This is a genomic window from Pedobacter sp. (genome assembly GCF_031119335.1).
In the GTDB taxonomy this organism is placed as follows: Bacteria; Bacteroidota; Bacteroidia; order Sphingobacteriales; family Sphingobacteriaceae; genus Pedobacter.
The window spans coordinates 346242-364614 of record NZ_JAVHXT010000003.1; the positions used below are offsets into that span (position 1 = coordinate 346242).

Annotated in this window: 14 protein-coding genes; 10 read left to right on the forward strand and 4 right to left on the reverse strand. The window is 37.4% G+C overall.

Translation table 11 applies throughout. From position 1 onward, the window contains the following. Nucleotides 1–59 precede the first annotated feature (59 nt). The 7 genes from REI64_RS05395 (at nt 60) to REI64_RS05425 (ending at nt 7416) form a co-directional block, all read left to right on the forward strand. The gene (locus REI64_RS05395; protein ID WP_308849081.1) at nt 60–2348 is read left to right on the forward strand and encodes a UvrD-helicase domain-containing protein; all 2289 of its coding nucleotides are present in this window, start codon (nt 60–62) and stop codon (nt 2346–2348) included. A gap of 44 nt (nt 2349–2392) precedes the next feature. After that, entirely contained in the window at nt 2393–3022 is a 630-nt protein-coding gene (locus tag REI64_RS05400; protein ID WP_308849082.1) for a hypothetical protein, read from the forward strand. 428 nt (nt 3023–3450) lie between these two features. Then, the gene (locus tag REI64_RS05405; protein ID WP_308849083.1) at nt 3451–4101 is read left to right on the forward strand and encodes a DUF4290 domain-containing protein; all 651 of its coding nucleotides are present in this window, start codon (nt 3451–3453) and stop codon (nt 4099–4101) included. Nucleotides 4102–4131: 30 nt separating this feature from the next. Beyond that, nucleotides 4132–5457 (forward strand): UDP-N-acetylglucosamine 1-carboxyvinyltransferase, encoded by a 1326-nt coding sequence (gene murA, locus REI64_RS05410; protein WP_308849084.1) that lies wholly within the window; start codon nt 4132–4134, stop codon nt 5455–5457. A gap of 337 nt (nt 5458–5794) precedes the next feature. Further along, entirely contained in the window at nt 5795–5950 is a 156-nt protein-coding gene (locus tag REI64_RS05415) for a hypothetical protein (RefSeq protein ID WP_308849085.1), read from the forward strand. 182 nt (nt 5951–6132) lie between these two features. Further along, the gene (locus REI64_RS05420; RefSeq protein WP_308849086.1) at nt 6133–6774 is read left to right on the forward strand and encodes a DNA alkylation repair protein; all 642 of its coding nucleotides are present in this window, start codon (nt 6133–6135) and stop codon (nt 6772–6774) included. Nucleotides 6775–6804: 30 nt separating this feature from the next. Further along, complete coding sequence (locus tag REI64_RS05425) at nt 6805–7416, forward strand: YdeI/OmpD-associated family protein (RefSeq protein WP_308849087.1); 612 nt, start codon at nt 6805–6807, stop codon at nt 7414–7416. An 18-nt stretch (nt 7417–7434) separates the two neighbouring features. Here REI64_RS05425 and REI64_RS05430 read toward each other — a convergent pair whose 3' ends face one another. The 4 genes from REI64_RS05430 to REI64_RS05445 are packed head-to-tail and all read right to left on the reverse strand — an operon-like array spanning nt 7435 to nt 12503. Further along, nucleotides 7435–8835 (reverse strand): TolC family protein, encoded by a 1401-nt coding sequence (locus REI64_RS05430; protein ID WP_308849088.1) that lies wholly within the window; start codon nt 8833–8835, stop codon nt 7435–7437. An 8-nt stretch (nt 8836–8843) separates the two neighbouring features. Beyond that, nucleotides 8844–10142, reverse strand: coding sequence for an HlyD family efflux transporter periplasmic adaptor subunit (locus REI64_RS05435; RefSeq protein WP_308849089.1), 1299 nt, complete (start codon nt 10140–10142; stop codon nt 8844–8846). Between the two features lie 17 nt (nt 10143–10159). After that, nucleotides 10160–11827 (reverse strand): ATP-binding cassette domain-containing protein, encoded by a 1668-nt coding sequence (locus REI64_RS05440; protein ID WP_308849090.1) that lies wholly within the window; start codon nt 11825–11827, stop codon nt 10160–10162. Nucleotide 11828: 1 nt separating this feature from the next. Then, on the reverse strand, nt 11829–12503 hold the full coding sequence (locus tag REI64_RS05445) for a TetR/AcrR family transcriptional regulator (protein WP_308849091.1): 675 nt from the start codon (nt 12501–12503) through the stop codon (nt 11829–11831). Nucleotides 12504–12826: 323 nt separating this feature from the next. Here REI64_RS05445 and REI64_RS05450 point away from each other — a divergent pair, with 323 nt between their 5' ends. The 3 genes from REI64_RS05450 to REI64_RS05460 all read left to right on the forward strand — a co-directional run bounded on the left by REI64_RS05450 (nt 12827) and on the right by REI64_RS05460 (nt 18275). Then, nucleotides 12827–15919: an AsmA family protein gene (locus REI64_RS05450; RefSeq protein ID WP_308849092.1), complete on the forward strand. Its 3093-nt coding sequence runs from the start codon at nt 12827–12829 to the stop codon at nt 15917–15919. A 553-nt stretch (nt 15920–16472) separates the two neighbouring features. Then, the gene (locus REI64_RS05455; protein ID WP_308849093.1) at nt 16473–17597 is read left to right on the forward strand and encodes a CofH family radical SAM protein; all 1125 of its coding nucleotides are present in this window, start codon (nt 16473–16475) and stop codon (nt 17595–17597) included. 171 nt (nt 17598–17768) lie between these two features. Continuing rightward, complete coding sequence (locus REI64_RS05460; RefSeq protein WP_308849094.1) at nt 17769–18275, forward strand: hypothetical protein; 507 nt, start codon at nt 17769–17771, stop codon at nt 18273–18275. Nucleotides 18276–18373 lie beyond the last annotated feature (98 nt).

Sequence of the window (18373 nt, forward strand, 5' to 3'; positions counted from 1 at the left end):
TTTCATCAATTCCCCTTACAATTTCTTATTTTTGAACCTTTAAAAGCAAGGATAAAGATTTGGATTATTTAGCAGGATTAAACCCACAACAAAGAGCAGCAGTAGAGAATACCGAAGGACCAGTAATGATTGTGGCCGGTGCAGGTTCAGGAAAAACGAGGGTAATTACCTACCGTGTGGCACACTTGATACAAAAAGGTGTTGACCCGTTCAATATTTTGGTATTAACTTTTACCAACAAGGCCAGCAAGGAGATGCGTGAGCGTATAGAGAAAGTGGTAGGTACCGAAGCTAAAAGCATTTGGATGGGAACTTTCCACTCGGTATTTGCAAAAATTTTACGTGTAGAAGCAGAGAAAATTGGCTATCCAAGCAATTTCACCATTTACGATACTGATGATTGTAAAAGTTTAATCCGTACCATCCTTAAAGAAATGCAGTTAGACGATAAACTTTATGCAGCTAACATTGTCTACAATCGCATTTCGCAAGCTAAAAACAATTTGATTTCTGTTGCAGAGTATGTAAACAATCCAACTATACAAGCAGAAGATATTGGCAATAAGCGTCCGCTTTTAGGGCAGATTTACGAAACTTATGCTAAACGCTGTTACAAAGCTGGCGCAATGGATTTTGATGATTTGTTGTTCAAAACCAACGTATTGCTTAGAAAACATCCAGAGGTACTGAACAAATACCAGCATAAGTTTAAATACATCATGGTAGATGAGTACCAGGATACGAACCATTCGCAATATACTATTGTAAAAAAACTGGCTGCAGCACACGAAAACCTATGTGTAGTAGGTGATGATGCACAAAGTATTTATGCTTTCCGTGGCGCTAACATTCAGAATATCCTAAATGTTGAACGCGATTATCCAGATTTGAAAGTTTACAAGTTGGAGCAAAATTACCGTTCTACACAAAACATTGTAGAGGTTGCCAATAGCATCATTGCTAATAATAAAAATCAGTTAGAGAAAAATGTTTTCTCTGCGAATGAGCAGGGCGATAAAATCAAGATATCAAGAGCTTTTACAGATAACGAAGAAGGTAAATTAGTAGCCGAAGCCATTGTGCAAGAACGCACTGGAAACGGTTTAAACTACACCGATTTCGCCATTCTTTACCGTACCAATGCACAAAGTAGAGCAATGGAGGAGGCCTTACGTAAACTCAATGTGCCTTATAAAATCTACGGTGGACTTTCCTTCTACCAACGTAAGGAGATTAAGGATTTAATTGCCTATTTCCGTTTAACATTTAATCCGGCGGATGAAGAGGCATTGAAACGTGTCATCAATTATCCTCGTCGTGGTTTAGGCGATACTACCTTAGAAAAAGTTGCTGTTGCAGCAAACGAGCACGGTATTACCATGTGGCAGGTCATCTGCAATCCGCATCAATATTTAGGTGGACGTGTACCTAACCAACTGAACGATTTTGCGATGATGATTAGGGCATTTGCAGCAGAGTCTACAAAGTTAGATGCTTACGAAACTGCTTTGTACATCGCTCAACATTCGGGTATTTTAAAAGAACTGCACAGCGATGATAGCGTAGAAGGCAGAGCTCGTTACGAAAACATCCAAGAGTTATTGGCTGGTATAAAAGAATTTGCGGAACGTGAAGATATTGAAGACCGCAGCTTGGCGATTTTCATGCAGGATGTAGCCCTGTTAACTAACGATGATAAAGACAAGGACAAAGATGCAGATACAGTTTCGTTAATGACCATACACTCGGCTAAAGGTTTAGAGTTTAAAAATGTGTTTGTAGTTGGTTTAGAGGAAAATTTGTTTCCATCGCAAATGTCATTAACTTCTAGAACCGATTTGGAGGAAGAACGTCGTTTATTCTACGTTGCCATTACTAGGGCAGAGAAAAAACTGACCTTAACTTACGCCACTTCTCGTTACCGTTGGGGTACTTTAACCTCTTGCGAACCTAGTCGTTTTATTAATGAGATTAGCCCCAAATATTTAGAGTTAGATGCGATTAAAGCTGCTAAACCTAGTTTTAGCAGCGGCGGATTTGATACTGAACGTAAAAGCTGGAGCCAACAAAGAGAATTACAACCGAAGCCTACTTCTCAGCAAACGGCATTTAAGCCCAAACCTACTACTTCCATTTTACCTAAAGCGCACGTACCAACGGCTGGCTTTACACCAAGTGCTGCAAGCGAGTTTCAAATGGGCATGGATGTAGAACACGAAAAATTTGGTTTCGGTAAAATTGTGCAACTAGAAGGAAGATTACCGGATGTAAAAGCAACGGTGTTTTTCCAAGGTTTAGGCAATAAGCAGTTATTGTTAAAATTTGCGAAGTTACGCATTGTTAGGTAGTTGTTTTTTTCAAAAAAGTTAATGCATTGACAAATGCATAAAAAATGAATAAAAATCAATTCATAGAAAAGTTCAAATTCAAATCTGACGAAGATTTATTAGAAATAGCAATAAATTCAAAGTCATTTGTTTTTGAGGCTCGGCATGCAGCTGTAACATTACTTAAAAGCCGAAATCATGCAACTACTATTATTAACAAAGTAGAGCAAGAAGGCAAAGAGCTTAAAAGGATTAAGGCTTACAAAACAGAAAAATTAAAACAACAAAAGCAATATTTGATAAGACGTATTCGCGAAATTCCAATCAGAGGAACTGGAAAATATAGGCTTGAAAATGGGAATGAACTACAAGTTAAAAGACTTAATGAAGACAGCTTTCAAGTGAGAATTGAAGATAATTACAGAAGTGTATTCGCAGCGGTTTTGATTTGTAAAATAAAAGGAGAGTCTTCTTACACTTGTTTCCCTTTCTTATATCTAAAATCAATTTTGATATATGGAATTGGCGGTATTGCTCTAGCAATCATTTTCTCTTTTTTTGGATATTTAGAAAATGACATATTGATTTTTTTTACACCTCTTATCTTTGTAATTGGCTTACAAATACTTTTAATGCCATTTACTCATTTTGTAATACTAAACTTTTTTAAACAAAGATTAAACGAAAAAAAATAATTTAATTTTTCTCTATATTTGCATCAACAAACCATTCCGGTGAATTTCATAATTGAAAACATCTTTGGAAGTTTAGGGTTTTCCCTTAGTCTACAACTTCTGTTTCAATTATTTCATAGTGGTTTTAGAAAATTAGATTATTTCAGTTGAACTTGAATAGGTAAGCACCTTGAACAGGCTTTTGTTAAATAAACCTGATGGCAGCGGTTATCTCCCGATTTTATCGGGAATAATAGTGTACAGCAGGGCTACATTAGCCATGAAAAGCAAACATTGATTTTCAAATTATTATACTGATTGCATTGAAATCATCTAGAACAATTAATTTTACATTTAGTATTTAAACATGAAGGAATGAAGAGCAATTAAGAAAACAAGCTTAATGAACCTTAAATTCTTAATGTTTAAAAAGACAAAGCATTTAAAAAATGAATTTCGATTATAATACCACCAGAAGCGAATTAATTCTGGCAGAATACGGGCGTAATGTGCAAAATATGGTAAAGTACATTATTACCTTGCCAACCAAAGAAGAACGCAATAAATATGCACAAGCCGTTATCGATTTAATGGGCTTTTTAAACCCGCACCTACGTGATGTGGCCGATTTTAAGCATAAACTTTGGGACCATCTACATATCATTTCCAATTATCAGATAGATGTAGATAGCCCCTACCCTAAGCCTACGCCAGAGAGCAAAGAATTTAAGCCAGAGCATATAGGTTATCCGCAACAAAGAATTAAATACAAACACTACGGCAAAACGGTAGAAAAAATGATTGCCAATGCCATTGAAGAGCAAAACCCTGAGCGCAAACAAGCAATGGTGCAGGGTATTGCCAATTTCATGAAAATGGCTTATGTGCAGTGGAACAAAGATAACGTGGCCGACGAAGTGATCCTTAAAAACTTAAGCGAACTGTCTGGCGGTGCTTTGGTATTGGAAGAAAACGTAAACTTGCAAAAGGTTGAGTTTAGAAACCAGAACAATAGGCAGAACAATAAAAACCGCCAAAATAATAACAAAAACCGTCAGAACAACAACAATCGTCAACGTAATAATAAACAAAGACATTAACCTTTATTGCAAGGCAAAAACCAAAATAGAATGAACGCATTTGAAATTATAGGCGGCAAGAAATTGAAAGGTGAAATTACCCCTCAAGGTGCCAAGAATGAAGCTTTACAGATTTTATCGGCAGTATTGCTTACCGAAGAAAAAATTACCATCAGCAATATCCCAGATATTAAGGATGTAAACAAACTGATTGAATTATTAGGCGATTTAGGCGTAACGGTAGAACGTATTAACAAAGACACTTACACTTTCGAAGCGAAGAATATCAACCTAGATTTCTTCTCTTCTGACGTTTTTAAAGCAAAAGGTGGCGGTTTAAGAGGTTCTATCATGATTGTAGGACCACTTTTGGCACGTTTCGGTAAAGCTGCTATTCCAAAACCTGGAGGTGATAAAATTGGTCGCCGCCGTTTAGATACGCACTTTTTAGGCTTCGAAAAACTAGGCGCAAAATTTGTTTACGATCAAAAGAAAGAGTTTTTCAATGTAGATGCAACTAATTTGCAGGGAACCTACATTTTATTGGACGAAGCATCTGTTACTGGAACAGCTAATATAGTAATGGCGGCCGTGTTGGCCAAAGGCACTACTACCATTTATAACGCAGCTTGCGAGCCCTATTTACAGCAGCTATGTAAAATGCTAAACAGAATGGGAGCGAAAATTAGCGGTATTGGCTCTAACCTTTTATCTATTGAAGGTGTAAAAAAATTGGGCGGTACCGAACACAGAATGTTGCCAGACATGATTGAAATTGGTTCTTTTATTGGTTTGGCCGCCATGACCGAATCAGAAATAACCATTAAAAACGTACAATACGATGAACTGGGCGTAATTCCGGAAGTTTTCAAAAAACTGGGGATCAAGTTAGAGCGCCGTGGCGACGATATTTACGTGCCTTCGCAAAAGCACTATCAAATAGACACTTTTATTGATGGATCTATCTTGACCATTGCCGATGCACCTTGGCCAGGCTTTACACCAGATTTACTCAGTATAGTATTGGTGGTTGCTACACAGGCGAAAGGAAACGTTTTGATACACCAAAAAATGTTCGAAAGCCGTTTGTTCTTTGTAGATAAACTGATAGATATGGGTGCTCAAATCATCCTTTGCGATCCACACCGTGCCACCGTGAATGGTATCGACAAGAAATATGCTTTGCGTGGTATCAGCATGACATCACCTGATATTAGAGCCGGCGTATCATTGTTAATCGCAGCTTTATCGGCAGAAGGTAAATCTACCATTTACAATATCGAGCAAATTGAGCGTGGCTACCAAGATATCGACACCCGTTTACGTGCCCTAGGTGCGCAGATTAGACGTGTAGATGCGACAGCACCAAGCCACTAGAATTTACGATTTAGAATTACGATTTTATTTGAAAGCAGGGTTATATAACGTAGCCCTGCTTTTTGCATTTAAAAAGTTTCGGAAATGTTCTTTTTGAAAAGCAAGGGCTATCGCTACTATTCATGTTAGTCCCGCTATTTGTTTTATCCCGATGAAAAATCGGGATGCCCACTACTATCGGGTTTATTTTAGAAAACACTTCTTAAATTGGGGCAAATATTTACCTAAGCATATATAACGCCAAGCTTATTAGCCATAATATCCAAAACCATATCCCTATTTATTTTCACAACAACCTAGCACTGATTTCTCGCTTTATAACACTAAAAGATGTCAAATGGAGCAGCACACTTCAAAAGATGGAATTGCTTCGTTAAGTGATACTATGCACTTATTGGAAATTGACACCGGCTTGTGGCACATACATACCTTACTTGGCCACAATAGTAGAATTATCGAGGTTTACACATACGCAAGTCAAAAGTCTTCATAAGATTATTGGTATAAATAGCGAATGAGATGATGGAAAGTAAAAATTTTCAAAAACTTCCAACTATATTTAGAAAACTTGAGATTTAGGCTCAACTTAAGCCTGCAAACCGTTAGGATTAAGCGTAACACTACGTTGCAATTTTAGGCTTTTAACAATGGATACCATACAATCGCTACAAAGACATGAAACTAGATACAAGAGCAGAAAATATCTTAAATCAAATTGATAGTAAAACCAAGCTAGGCGATTTACGGAAGCTTGCGAAGGAACTAAAAAAGGATCATGAACTGGCAATGGTACTTTGGTCATTTGGAAAACTGCTACCCAGACAGTTGGCCATCTTAATTATGGACAGCAAGTTACTATCTGAAGAGCTGATTAACCAACTAGACGAGGATATGCAAACGCATCCTTTAGACGAACGTAACCAGTTAGTGGATTGGCTAATGGCTAATCAACTAACAAAAGATAAGAAAACAACGGCACTCATTGGTTCTTGGGAAAACAGCTCCTCTGCATTGCAAAGGCGAGTTTTTTGGTATCACCAAGCAAGGTTAAGATGGGTTGGCCAAACACCACCAGACAACACGGAACACTTAATAAGCACCATTGAAGCCAAGATAGCTAAAGAAGAACCAGAGGTGCAATGGGCAATGAATTTTCTTGCTGGTTGGGTTGGCGTTTACGACAAAAAATACAGAGCACGCTGTATTGCCATTGGTGAAAAAACGGGGCTTTACAAAGGGGAAATGGTGTCGAAAGGTTGTACACCCGATTATTTGCCAGAATTCATAGCCATAGAAAGTAAAAAAAGGAACATTTAGCTATTTTACAGCATATCTAAAAACTACCAGATGAATAATTTCGACCTTAAAGTAGACACCTACATTGCAAATGCGGAGGACTTTGCAAAACCAATATTAGCGCATTGGCGTAAACTAGCGCACCAGCATTGCCCGCAAATTGTAGAAGCCATCAAATGGGGATATCCGCATTTAGATTACAAAGGCGATTTTATGTTTGTGCTAGCTGCTTATAAAAAGCATTGCTCTTTTACCTTTATTAAAGCAGAGCTGATGAGCGACAAGCGACTAAAGAACAGCAAAAATCTTAAACCTGCAGATAGATTTCTGGGCAAAATTACAAGCTTGGCAGATTTACCACCCGATGATGAATTTGTTGCATTACTTAAAGAAGCGATGATTTTAAACGAGAAAGGAATTAAAGTTCCTACTCAAAAATCGGAGAAGCCTACGGTGGTAGAAATGCCAGCATACTTTGCCGAGTGCTTAGCAATGGATCCCGTGGCCAAAGAAATATTCGAAAGCAAATCTCCCTCTTTTAGAAAAGACTATATCACTTGGATTGTAGACGCCAAAACCGAAGCAACAAGAGACAAGCGAATTGCCGAGGCCATTCAATGGATATCAGAAGGAAAAAGTAGGTTTTGGAAATATGCAAAGTAGGCGCTAACCTATAAGCAATTACTGCATAAAATTCTCGTTCAGCCATTTAAGCTGATTGTAACCTTTAATGAACTTCAAACGCAATTCTAAAATCTTCTCCTGTGCATCAATCAACTTATTTTCTCTGCTATTGATCAAGAACAAAGAACTTTCTCCAGCGTTGTACTTGGCTTCTTCTGCCTTTACCAAGCGCTCGTAGTTATCAATATTTTGCGTAGCGATATCTATCTGGTTGCGATAGTTGAGTACCTCGTTTTTATAGGTATTCAACTTAGTGTTAATTTCCTGTCTTTTGTAATCGATATCTAAAAGGTTTTGTTGCACTTTATTTTTCGCAATGCGATAATCGCCCCTGGCCTGCCTTAAAAAGATGGGTATTTCTAATTTTAAACCGTATTGATAGTTGTTTTGAAACAGCGGAAAAAACTCAGATCTGTAATTTTCCTTATTAAAGAAATTGTAGGTTAAATCTAATTTGGGCAAAAAGCTCTGAAATTTAAGCCGACGTTCGCTTTCTAAAAAATCTTGCTTTCGCAGGTAGAACATCACCGATGCGTGGTTAGCCAAAGGTTGGTTGCTTAGCTGAGCCAGTAATTGCGCATAATCTTGGTAAGCCACATTGCCCATCAAGGTTTCGCTTGGTAAAATACCTTCCAAAATATCGTAAGGTTGTTGGTTCTCTTTCCATAAAAACAAAGACAGTTCTTGAGTAGCTTTCACAAATTGCAGGTAAGCATCTTTTTGCTCTAGCTCGAAACTTTGTAATTGTGATAATGCTTCTGTGGTATCAATAGCTGCACGTTCGCCGTATTGGTAGGTTTTTCTGGTGAGTGCTAAACGATCTTGGTTGATAGTTACCGCCCTACTTTGTAGCAAGAAAATTTCGTACTCTTTTACCCAATTCCAGTAAGCATTATCGGCGGCCAAAAGCAAATCGTTGGTGAGCACAAGTTGTTCGGCCTCGGTCATCTGCAAGCCAATTCTCGCCTGGTCTAGCAACGCTCTTCGCCTATCGTAAACCAGATTTTTAGCTAGCGGAACCGTTAATCCAAATTGGTATAGACCACCACGGGTATCGCTGTTATTCAGCTTTTGTCCGTCGATATAGTTATAACTGCCATTTAATTCTATGCCATACCAAGTAGGAATACCCAAGCCAATGTTTGTTTCTTTGTAGTAATCGATGCCATCAATAGTTTTTTCACCTTTTTTACCTTCAACTACCGGATCAAAATTACCTCTAGCTCTTTGGATTTCTGCCCTCGCTATTTCATTTTGCAGTCGATATTTGAACGCTAATGGATGGTAGCTTTTAACGGCAGCTAAAAACTCCTGATGCGAAAGCCGCAGGGTATCTTGTCCAAAAACTGGCTGAACAACGCAAATCATTAAGAAAACTAAGACAAATCTATATCGCATTTTCATTTCTATTTGGTAGTTGTTTCAGTTTTGGCGATGTAATAGTCGGGTGGGAAACCGTTAATGTTTCGCCATAGCTCGTACCAAATAGGCACATCATTTAAAATAGCGATGCCTTGCACACCAGCGCCCATTTTTATTTGTGGCGGCCACGGTTTTTGCGTTTTATCTTCTACCACCAACGCTTTAAATAAACCATTAACGCTAATGTTATTTTCTATGGCTACTACTCTTCCAGTAAAAGTTCCGTAACTGGTATTTGGCCAACCAGAAAATACAATGGCAGGGAAGCCGTCGAAAATACACATTACCCGTTGCCCTTCTTTAAGCAATGGCAAATCCACAGGTTTTACATAAATCTCTACTGCGTAATCTACCTTTTTGGGCACAATGGTGCCAATGCTTTCGGTTTCTTTCAAAATTTCGCCAATACCAGCTTTGTTGAGCTGTACCACCTGCCCATCTTGTGATGCCACCACATAATACAAACCTCTCCTAGCTTGGTAATTTGCCGCCTGATTTTCGAGCTTGGCAATATCTCCAGTGCTGCCTTCAATCTGCCCCATGCTTTGGTAACGTTCGCCTTGAGTTTTGCTTAATTTTTCGGTGTAATCTTGTATGGTAGCGTTCTGTTCTATGTTAGTTGCTACAATTTCCTGCCTGGTTTGCGCCAACTTATTTTGTGCCGCAGTTTTTTTAGCCACTGCATTTTGATAACTCACGTTACGTTGTTGAAATTGTGTAAGCGACACCAAACCATCGTCGTACATCTTTTTCTGGCGATTGTATTGATCTTCACTTAACTTCAGTTCATTATCCGCAGCCAAAAGTTCTGCTTCTTCTGCTGCTAGTTTATTATTTAACTGACTGATCTTCACCTTCAGTTGGCTCAGTTTCAAATCTCTAGCCGCATTAAGCGCACTCAGCTGACTGTCCGTTGCCCCAACTTTGGCTTCGTAGTAACTTCTTACGCCCCTTTTTGCTTTCACTTGTTCTTGGGTGCGTTCTAACAAAAGTGGATCTAGGTAATCGTCCTTTACCTCTGTCAGTTGTAAAATGGTATCTCCTTTGTTAACGTAATCACCATTTTTTACGTACCATTTTATAATCTTACCCGGAATAGGCGAATTAAGTTGCTGTGGACGTTGATCTTGGTAGAGCGTACTCACGTTTCCCCTTACCTTGATATTTTGGGTCCAAGGTAAAAAGAGCACCACCACACAAAAACCTAAAAAGATAAAAAACCACCTTTTTACTCGTGAGTCTCTATTAATATGATAAATGTTATCGATAGATTTTAACTTCATTTCTTAATCTGCTTAGGTTAATTGCTGGTTACTCTACCATTTTGAAGATGTAGCTCTTGGTCTGCTATATTCATAATCTCACTAGCATCCGACACGATAATTACCGTTGCTTTCTTCTTAATTTCTTGTAAGTATTCGATCATCTTCAACTTAAATTCAGCATTCATACCATCTAATGGATCTTCTAAAAGTAGTAAACGATGATTGCCCAAAAGTGCTCTCAACAACAATATTTTCTTTTTCGAACTAAATGAAATTTCGGTATCTGTCTCACTTAGTTCAGTATAAAATCCATTGGTAAATTGACTTGATAAATGTTCTATGCCAATCAATTCTGATAATTCTAGGATATCTTCTGTGTTTACATCCTTCCTACCTAATAAAATATTGTCTTGCAGTGTACCTTTTATAATTTGCATATCTTCCATATAAAGGCCTATCAAATTTCTTAACGATATTTTATCCAAGTTCTTAAGCGGAACCTTGTCGAACAAAATTGCTCCAGAAGTTGGATCATAAAATCCAGCCATCATATTTAAAAGCAATGATTTACCAGCGCCCAACTTGCCAGATATCACCGTTAGGGTATTAGGTTGTATATTGAAATTCAAGCTCGACAGTATGTCTTTATTATCGTTAAATGAAAAACTTACATCTTTAAAACCTACTTCCATTCCACCATTTTTTTGCTCCAACACAATGTCAGCGTTATGTTCGTCGGTAAGTTCTGTTACTTTTTCCAGTTTCACTAACGATGCAATTACATCATAATAACTTTCCAAGCTTTTAATCAGCTTTTCAACAGCGGTCATCATGGTAAGTACCACAATTTCGGTAGCGATAAAAGCACCAATGTTTAGTTGTTGGGTAACGAGCAAGTAGGTCCCAATGGCAAGCATCACCAATGTCATAATTACTTTAAAGCCGATAATTGCCTTGTATTGAAATTCCAACACCTTAAAATGCGAAGTACGATGATCTAAATATTTCACCACTCGCTCATCGGTACCGGCAAGGTGAAGTTCGGTTTTAGAATTAATTTTGAAGGTTTTGATAGCACCAGCGATATCCTCCAACCAAGAAGCTACCTCATATTTTTTATCACTTTCTTCCACACTAGATTGAATGCCCGAGTCCATCGTATAACGGAAAATGAGCACTACAATGATAATTACGATTCCGCCAAAAACTAAAAACCAAGGGTGATAGAACGAAAGTAGAAGTATTCCAAAAACAATTTGGATAAGCGCAGTTGGAATTTCGAGCAATATCTTTGAAATTCCTTTTTGCAGATTTGGTGCTTCGAAGAAACGGTTCACCAGCTCTGGCAAATAGTATTTTTTAGTGGCCGATAAATTGATATTCGGGAGCTTTTCCGCAAAGGCAATAGCGTATTCTACAAAGATTTTCTGCTGAATTTTCTCAATAATCTGCATCACCTTAATTCTGAAAAAACCAGCTAAAAAAGTACCTAACACCACAAAACCAATCAGTAAATACAGTGATGTAACCATGGTAGCCCCCATTACAAAGCTTACAATTGCCTGTATGCCCAAGGGGATACTTAATTGCACCAAGCCACTTAATATGGCATAAACATAAATAGCAGTTACATCTTTCTTTTCTTTGGTGATGTATTTAAATAACGCCTTACTACTTTTTGTATAATCTTGATTTTGTGCCATATTATTTAATTACTGAGAAAGCCAAAGCATTTAGATATGCCAATACATAAGTTTTATGCTGCGTTCTACTTTTATTGTCTGTAAGTTTAGGTAAATGTTCACTAAAAAACTGTTGATCGTGTGCCGTTTCCATCAACGTGCTAGACAACGATTTGGGATAAGCAAATTTCGGGTTGATTTCCAAAACGATCTCCCCTATAAATTGGCACAAACTCTTAAGCGGATTAAACACAAGCTCTTTGTTAATTTCATCCACTTCTTTTACCAAGTAAGATTTACTGCTTTCTGATATCACGATACGATGCAGTTTCTGTAAATCATACTCTTGCATTTCTGAACTGTAGCCATCACTGTGCGTAATAATTTCTAAGATCAGCTTAAGTTTTGCAGTACTATCAGTTATTTGCTGCAAACGCATTTTTGCCACAAATTCTAAATAGTTCCAGTACCAATTAAGGATATAAGTCAGCAGCTTGTGTTTAGAAGAAAAATAACGATAAATAGTAGTTTCTGTAGAATCTATCTTTTGTGCTAGTTTTTTGAAGGTGAAACGCTCAAAGCCCACGTCATCAATTAAGTCAATTGCGTTGCTAACAATTGACTTTCCCAGTTCGCTACTTTCCGGATCCCGTAGATACAGATGATCACTCAGCTTAAATTTCAGCAAAAATTCCATAACAACTTATAACCTAATTGTTCTAAAAGTTGAACACTCACAAATGTAAGTAATACTATCATCACGATGTATATAACAACAACTGCTAGTTGTGGTTTTAATAACTTATGACAATGAGCAAACGCTTAAATTAAAGCACGATTAGAATTTAAAAAAGCGCTACTTATTGCACAAAATATTGAGTTGTAATTTTAGCTTTTAAAAGGCTGTACCAAACTTACAATGCAATGTTTGTTCAGCTTTTGTTAAAATATGTTAGAAATAGGTTCAACAATGGCTATACAACGTATCTTTGTACCAAACGCCATTTAAATCTTACCATCTTGAAGAAGTTTTTTAAAATTCTGGGCATCAGTATTGCCTCTTTGATAGCGCTTTTGTTCATCATTCCCTTTCTTATCCCAAAAACCATTAACCAACAAATCACCAAAACGATTAATCAGAATATAAAGGGAGAAGTTAGTTTTAAGGGAACTGGACTTTCGTTTTTTACACACTTTCCTTCGCTAACGCTAAATTTAGATGAATTTCTGCTTAAGGGTTCAGCACCTTTTAAAAACGATACTTTAATTTATGCCAAGCAGATGGGTTTGGGTATCAATTTGTTTTCGCTATTTGGCGACCAAATCAAGGTTGATGAATTTTACTTAGATAATGCCAAAATTAACATTCTTTCTGATGAGCAAGGCCATGCCAATTATAATGTATACGAAAGTAAAGACGATGGCAAGAAAACCACAGATACTGCTAGTACAGCTATCAAAATAGAAGGTATCTATATTAAAAACAGCGATTTAGTTTACAACGATAAATCGATCCCGATGATGATTGATGCAAAAGGCGTGAACTATAGCGGTACCGGAGATTTAAGCAAGGCGATTTTTGATTTAAAGAGTAAACTTTCTATTAAAGATGCCGATATTTATTACGCTGGCACGCCATACCTGCTGCACAAAGAATTAAATGCCAAGCTCATCACCAAAATCAATACCAACTCTTTGGATTTGCTGTTCGATGAAAACGACATTAAAATAAACTCTTTACCTATTCGCTTTGTAGGCCGTTTCTCTTTCTTAAAAGATGGTTACGACATGGATTTTAAGACGCAGGCTAAGGAAACCGATTTACAGAATATGTTTACTGCGTTACCTGCCGAAATTGCCGAAAAATTAGAAAAAACCAAAGTTAAAGGCTATGCAGAGATAGATGCTTCGCTAATTGGCAAATACATTGCAGAGAGCAATACGATGCCTAGCTTAACTTTCAATATGAAGGTTCGTGATGGTGAAATTAAAAATCCAAATGCTCCAGAGGCCATCAAAAACTTGTTCCTAAACCTACAAACCAAAATCCCAAGCTTAAATCCAGATAGTTTGGATTTGAATATGGATAGCTTGTATTTCAATATCGGCAACGACTATTTAGCTTCAGTGACCAAAATTAAAGGTTTGAAAGAACCACAAATCTATACCAAAACCCGTTCTAACATCGATTTAGAGAAATGGGCAAAAGTGGTAAACATGGATAGTCTAAATATTAAAGGAAGGCTGGTAATGAGCGTAAATGCTGATGGAAAATACAGTACAAAGGTTGTAAAGAGTGGTGTGAGGAAGGTGGATACTGTTATTGCTACCGTACCTACTTTTGACGCAAAAATTAAATTGAGCAATGGTTATTTTAAATATGCTTCGCTCCCTTCCCCTATCGATAAAATTAACTTCGATTTTGTAGGCAACAATGTTAATGGCGATTATAAAAACACCAAACTGGAAATCAGTAATATCGATATCAATGCGATGTCGAACTACATTAAAGGTTATTTGAAACTGCAAACCATTAACTATATCACGGTAGATTTAGGTCTGAAAACTGCTATTAATTTTGCAGAAATCAAAAATTTCTACCCTGTTAAGGGATTGATTTTAAATGGAAAATTAGCTGTTGATGTAACCAGTAAAGGTTCTTATGATAAAGCTCAAAAACTTTTCCCTGTGACCAATGCTTTGATTAAATTGGATAGAGGTTATATCAAAACTGCTCATTTTAGCGAAGCTTTAGAAAAGATTGATATTGATGCCGCAATTACCAACAAAAACGGGAGTTTAAAGGGCACTTTATTGAACATCAAACCTATTTCTTTTGAGATGTCTGGTCAGCCATTTTTGCTAAAAGCCAATGTGAGCAATTTAGAAAATGTATCGTACGATATTGCTTCTAGAGGGACTTTAGATATTGGAAAGCTGTACAAACTGTTCGCAGTTCCAGGCTACCAAGTTAAAGGCTTAATTTACACCAATGTAAACTTTAAAGGTTTACAGAGCGATGCCATGGCGGGTAGATATGGTCGTTTACAGAACAAAGGTTTTATGAGTATTAAGGATTTAAATATCCTAACAGATATGTTCCCTAATGCATTTATCATTAAAAATGGTAAGTTCTCGTTCACATCGTCTGCTTTAAAATTTGATGAGTTTAATGCCTCTTACGGAGGTTCGGATTTTAAATTGAATGGAAACTTGAACAACTATGTAAATTTTGTTTTTGATGAAAGAGAGAAACTTACGGGTAGTTTTGTACTGCACAGCAATAAAATTGTAGCCGATGAATTTATGGCCTACGCTGGCGATACCACCGCATCAACTAGCAGTTCAACAGCTAAAGGTGTCATCATTATTCCAGCTAACCTGAATGTGACTTTTGCCGCCAATGCCAACGATGTGGAGTATAACGGACTTAATCTTAAAAATGCAAAGGGCAAAATGACCATTAACAATGGTAAGCTTACTTTATCGCAAACTGGCTTTGACTTAGTTGGAGCAAAAGTGCTGATGGATGCGAGCTACCAAAGCACCAGTCCAACCGCTGCAAACTTCGATTTTAAGCTAAATGCAAAAGAATTTGATATCGCCAAAGCGTATAAAGAAATCAAATTGTTTAGAGAAATGGCTACTTCGGCATCGAAAGTGAAAGGTATTGTTGGTTTAGATTACCAATTAACTGGCAGACTGAATGATGAAATGTTTCCTGTATTACCATCGGTAAAAGGCGGCGGCACTTTGACTTTAAAAGATGTGAAATTGGCTGGTTTCAAAATGATGAACGCAGTGAGTAAAGAAACGAAGAGAGATAGCTTAACCAATCCGAATTTGAAAGATGTAGTGGTTAAAACAACTATCAAAAACAACATCTTGACGATTGAGCGTACCAAAATGAAAATCGCTGGTTTTAGGCCACGTTTTGAAGGCCAAGTAAGTTTAGATGGTCGTTTGAATTTAAAAGGCCGTTTAGGCTTACCTCCATTTGGATTAATTGGTATTCCATTAAGTGTTACAGGTACGCAAGAAAAACCAATTGTAAAGCTGAAACGTAATAAAGATGGTAAACTGGAAGAAACCGAAGATACGGATAGCAAGTAATTTGTTTTTTAAACATTATGGAATTAAGAGAGATAAGGCTAAGAGCATAAATTTCTTTGCGTGACTTTGCGAAAACTTCCAAAACCTTTGCGGTTTATTTAACGCAAAGAAATATAATCGTTTCCTGAATAATTAGGCCGAAATGCTAAAACTTACGAAGTTTTGAAACGGCGAAGCCCTCAACTTTACCATCTAGCACAACAAAAACATCAAAGTAAACTATCGTAAGTCTAGGCATAATAACATGTTTACGTACAGTTTTATATTCCCTAACCCGATTGAAGTCGAATTACTTTTTGTCATCCTGAACACAGTGAGGTATCTGTAAGTCCTTGCAATTCTAAAACAGATTCCTCGTTCCTCTAAATGACAAGGCGAAAACAGCGTAGAGCAAGACTACCCTAACCAATTAGCACTGGATTTGCTTTTCAAATTAAAAATCAACGAGAATAGCCAATCAACAATATAATTTAGAAGTTAAAATTTGTTAATCAGCACTGTAAACAAGTCCCCCTTTAGGGGATTTAGGGGTTTTATTTTTTACCTTTACACCATGAATACAGGAGAATTACTGCAACGAGCGTTAAATTTTGACTTTTTAACTAAGGAAGAAGGTATTTTTTTATATCACAACGCAAGTACAGCCGAATTGGCTTACACAGCGAATGAGCTAAGAAAAATACAGGTGCCGAGCGGTAAGGTAACTTGGCAAATTGACCGTAATGTGAATACCACTAACGTTTGTATTGCCAATTGTAAATTCTGTAATTTCTTTCGACGCCCAGGTCACGATGAAAGCTATATTACCGATATTGAGACTTACAAAGTTAAAATTGAGGAGACTTTCCGTTTAGGTGGCGACCAACTTTTACTGCAAGGCGGACATCATCCAGACTTAGGTTTGGAGTTTTATGCCAACTTATTTAAGCAGCTAAAAGAACTTTATCCGGATTTAAAATTGCACGCTTTAGGCCCACCAGAAATTGCTCACGTAGCTAAAATTGAAGGCTTATCTCACACCGAAGTATTAAGGGCATTAAAAGAAGCTGGAATGGATAGCTTGCCTGGCGCCGGTGCAGAAATTTTGAACGACCGTGTAAGAAGACTAATTTCTAAAGGTAAGTGCGGTGGACAAGAGTGGTTAGATGTAATGCGTGCTTGTCACCAATTAGACATTACCACCTCTGCAACAATGATGTTTGGTCACGTGGAGACTATTGAAGAACGTTTTGAGCATTTGGTTTGGATACGTGAAGTGCAAAGTGAAAAACCTGCCGAAGCAAATGGTTTCTTGGCATTTATTCCTTGGCCGTTTCAGGATGATGGAACCTTATTAAAACGTTTACGTGGAATTAGCAACAATGTAACTGGCGATGAGTATGTACGTATGATTGCGTTGAGCCGTATCATGCTCCCAAATGTAAAAAACATTCAGGCAAGTTGGTTAACGGTTGGTAAAGCGGTAGCACAATTGTGTTTACACGCTGGCGCTAATGATTTTGGTTCTATCATGATTGAAGAAAATGTGGTTTCTGCTGCTGGTGCGCCACATCGTTTTACGGCAAACGGTATACAAACTGCCATTAAAGAAGCTGGTTTTGAGCCGCAACTACGTGGCCAAAAATATAATTACAGAGAACTGCCAGCCGAACTAGAAGAGCAGGTGATTACTTATTAACCCCTAAATCCTCCCGAAAAATCGGGACTGGCTCTAAAAGGGACTTTTATTACAAGCCTAGCAAGCGGTCTATTTTTTAGTGTCAGTCTGAGCTTGTCGAAGACTTAGGCTTAAATACTCCGACAAATTTGCTCATAAATAAGATATAAGCGCAAATTAAAAACAGATAAAATGATGAAAAAAACCGCTTTAATTTGCTGCTTACTATTTATTTCCGTTGCTACGTTTGCGCAAAAGAATTGGGTTAAACAAAAAATAACCAATCGTTTAACGGTAGCTTTTCCAAGCGCTCCGGCAAAAACGGCAGGCACTACCTTTGCCTTAAAAGACACTACAAATACAGTTTTCACCGCGACTTATAGCTTTATTGCACAAAACTTAAAGATTGACGAAAAAGCCTTTGCCAAATTGGTTGCTACATCCGAATTTTCGGAAGAGTTTTTAAGTGGCTTGCAAACTACCTTAGCTGGCTATAATTTGCAGGAAATAAAAATAAAGCAGCATAAAAACTATATTAGCTACACTACAGAAGGCAAAAACGAGGAAGAAAAGAAATCTATTTTCTTGAATATTATTTTTGTAGATGGCATTTATTATAGCTTGTCTTGTGTTGTTCCTGATAGGCACAGTCTGCAGAACAAAGATATTTTCCTGAACAGCTTTCAGATTAAGAAGTAAAAGAGATAGGTTTCGCCACACGAGGTTTTAAATACCAATTTTGTAATTAAATCTGTTTATCTGTAGCTAATAACGATTATTCTTTTCCCTTTTGGTGT

Excerpts from the sequence above, each read along its gene's own strand:
- REI64_RS05420 (WP_308849086.1), top strand. The coding sequence starts at position 6,133 with ATGAAACTAGATACAAGAGCAGAAAATATCTTAAATCAAATTGATAGT.
- REI64_RS05425 (WP_308849087.1), top strand. The coding sequence starts at position 6,805 with ATGAATAATTTCGACCTTAAAGTAGACACCTACATTGCAAATGCGGAG.
- REI64_RS05405 (WP_308849083.1), top strand. The coding sequence starts at position 3,451 with ATGAATTTCGATTATAATACCACCAGAAGCGAATTAATTCTGGCAGAA.
- REI64_RS05415 (WP_308849085.1), top strand. The coding sequence starts at position 5,795 with ATGGAGCAGCACACTTCAAAAGATGGAATTGCTTCGTTAAGTGATACT.
- REI64_RS05430 (WP_308849088.1), bottom strand. The coding sequence starts at position 8,835 with ATGCGATATAGATTTGTCTTAGTTTTCTTAATGATTTGCGTTGTTCAG.
- REI64_RS05455 (WP_308849093.1), top strand. The coding sequence starts at position 16,473 with ATGAATACAGGAGAATTACTGCAACGAGCGTTAAATTTTGACTTTTTA.
- murA (WP_308849084.1), top strand. The coding sequence starts at position 4,132 with ATGAACGCATTTGAAATTATAGGCGGCAAGAAATTGAAAGGTGAAATT.
- REI64_RS05435 (WP_308849089.1), bottom strand. The coding sequence starts at position 10,142 with ATGAAGTTAAAATCTATCGATAACATTTATCATATTAATAGAGACTCA.
- REI64_RS05400 (WP_308849082.1), top strand. The coding sequence starts at position 2,393 with ATGAATAAAAATCAATTCATAGAAAAGTTCAAATTCAAATCTGACGAA.
- REI64_RS05460 (WP_308849094.1), top strand. The coding sequence starts at position 17,769 with ATGATGAAAAAAACCGCTTTAATTTGCTGCTTACTATTTATTTCCGTT.
- REI64_RS05440 (WP_308849090.1), bottom strand. The coding sequence starts at position 11,827 with ATGGCACAAAATCAAGATTATACAAAAAGTAGTAAGGCGTTATTTAAA.
- REI64_RS05445 (WP_308849091.1), bottom strand. The coding sequence starts at position 12,503 with ATGGAATTTTTGCTGAAATTTAAGCTGAGTGATCATCTGTATCTACGG.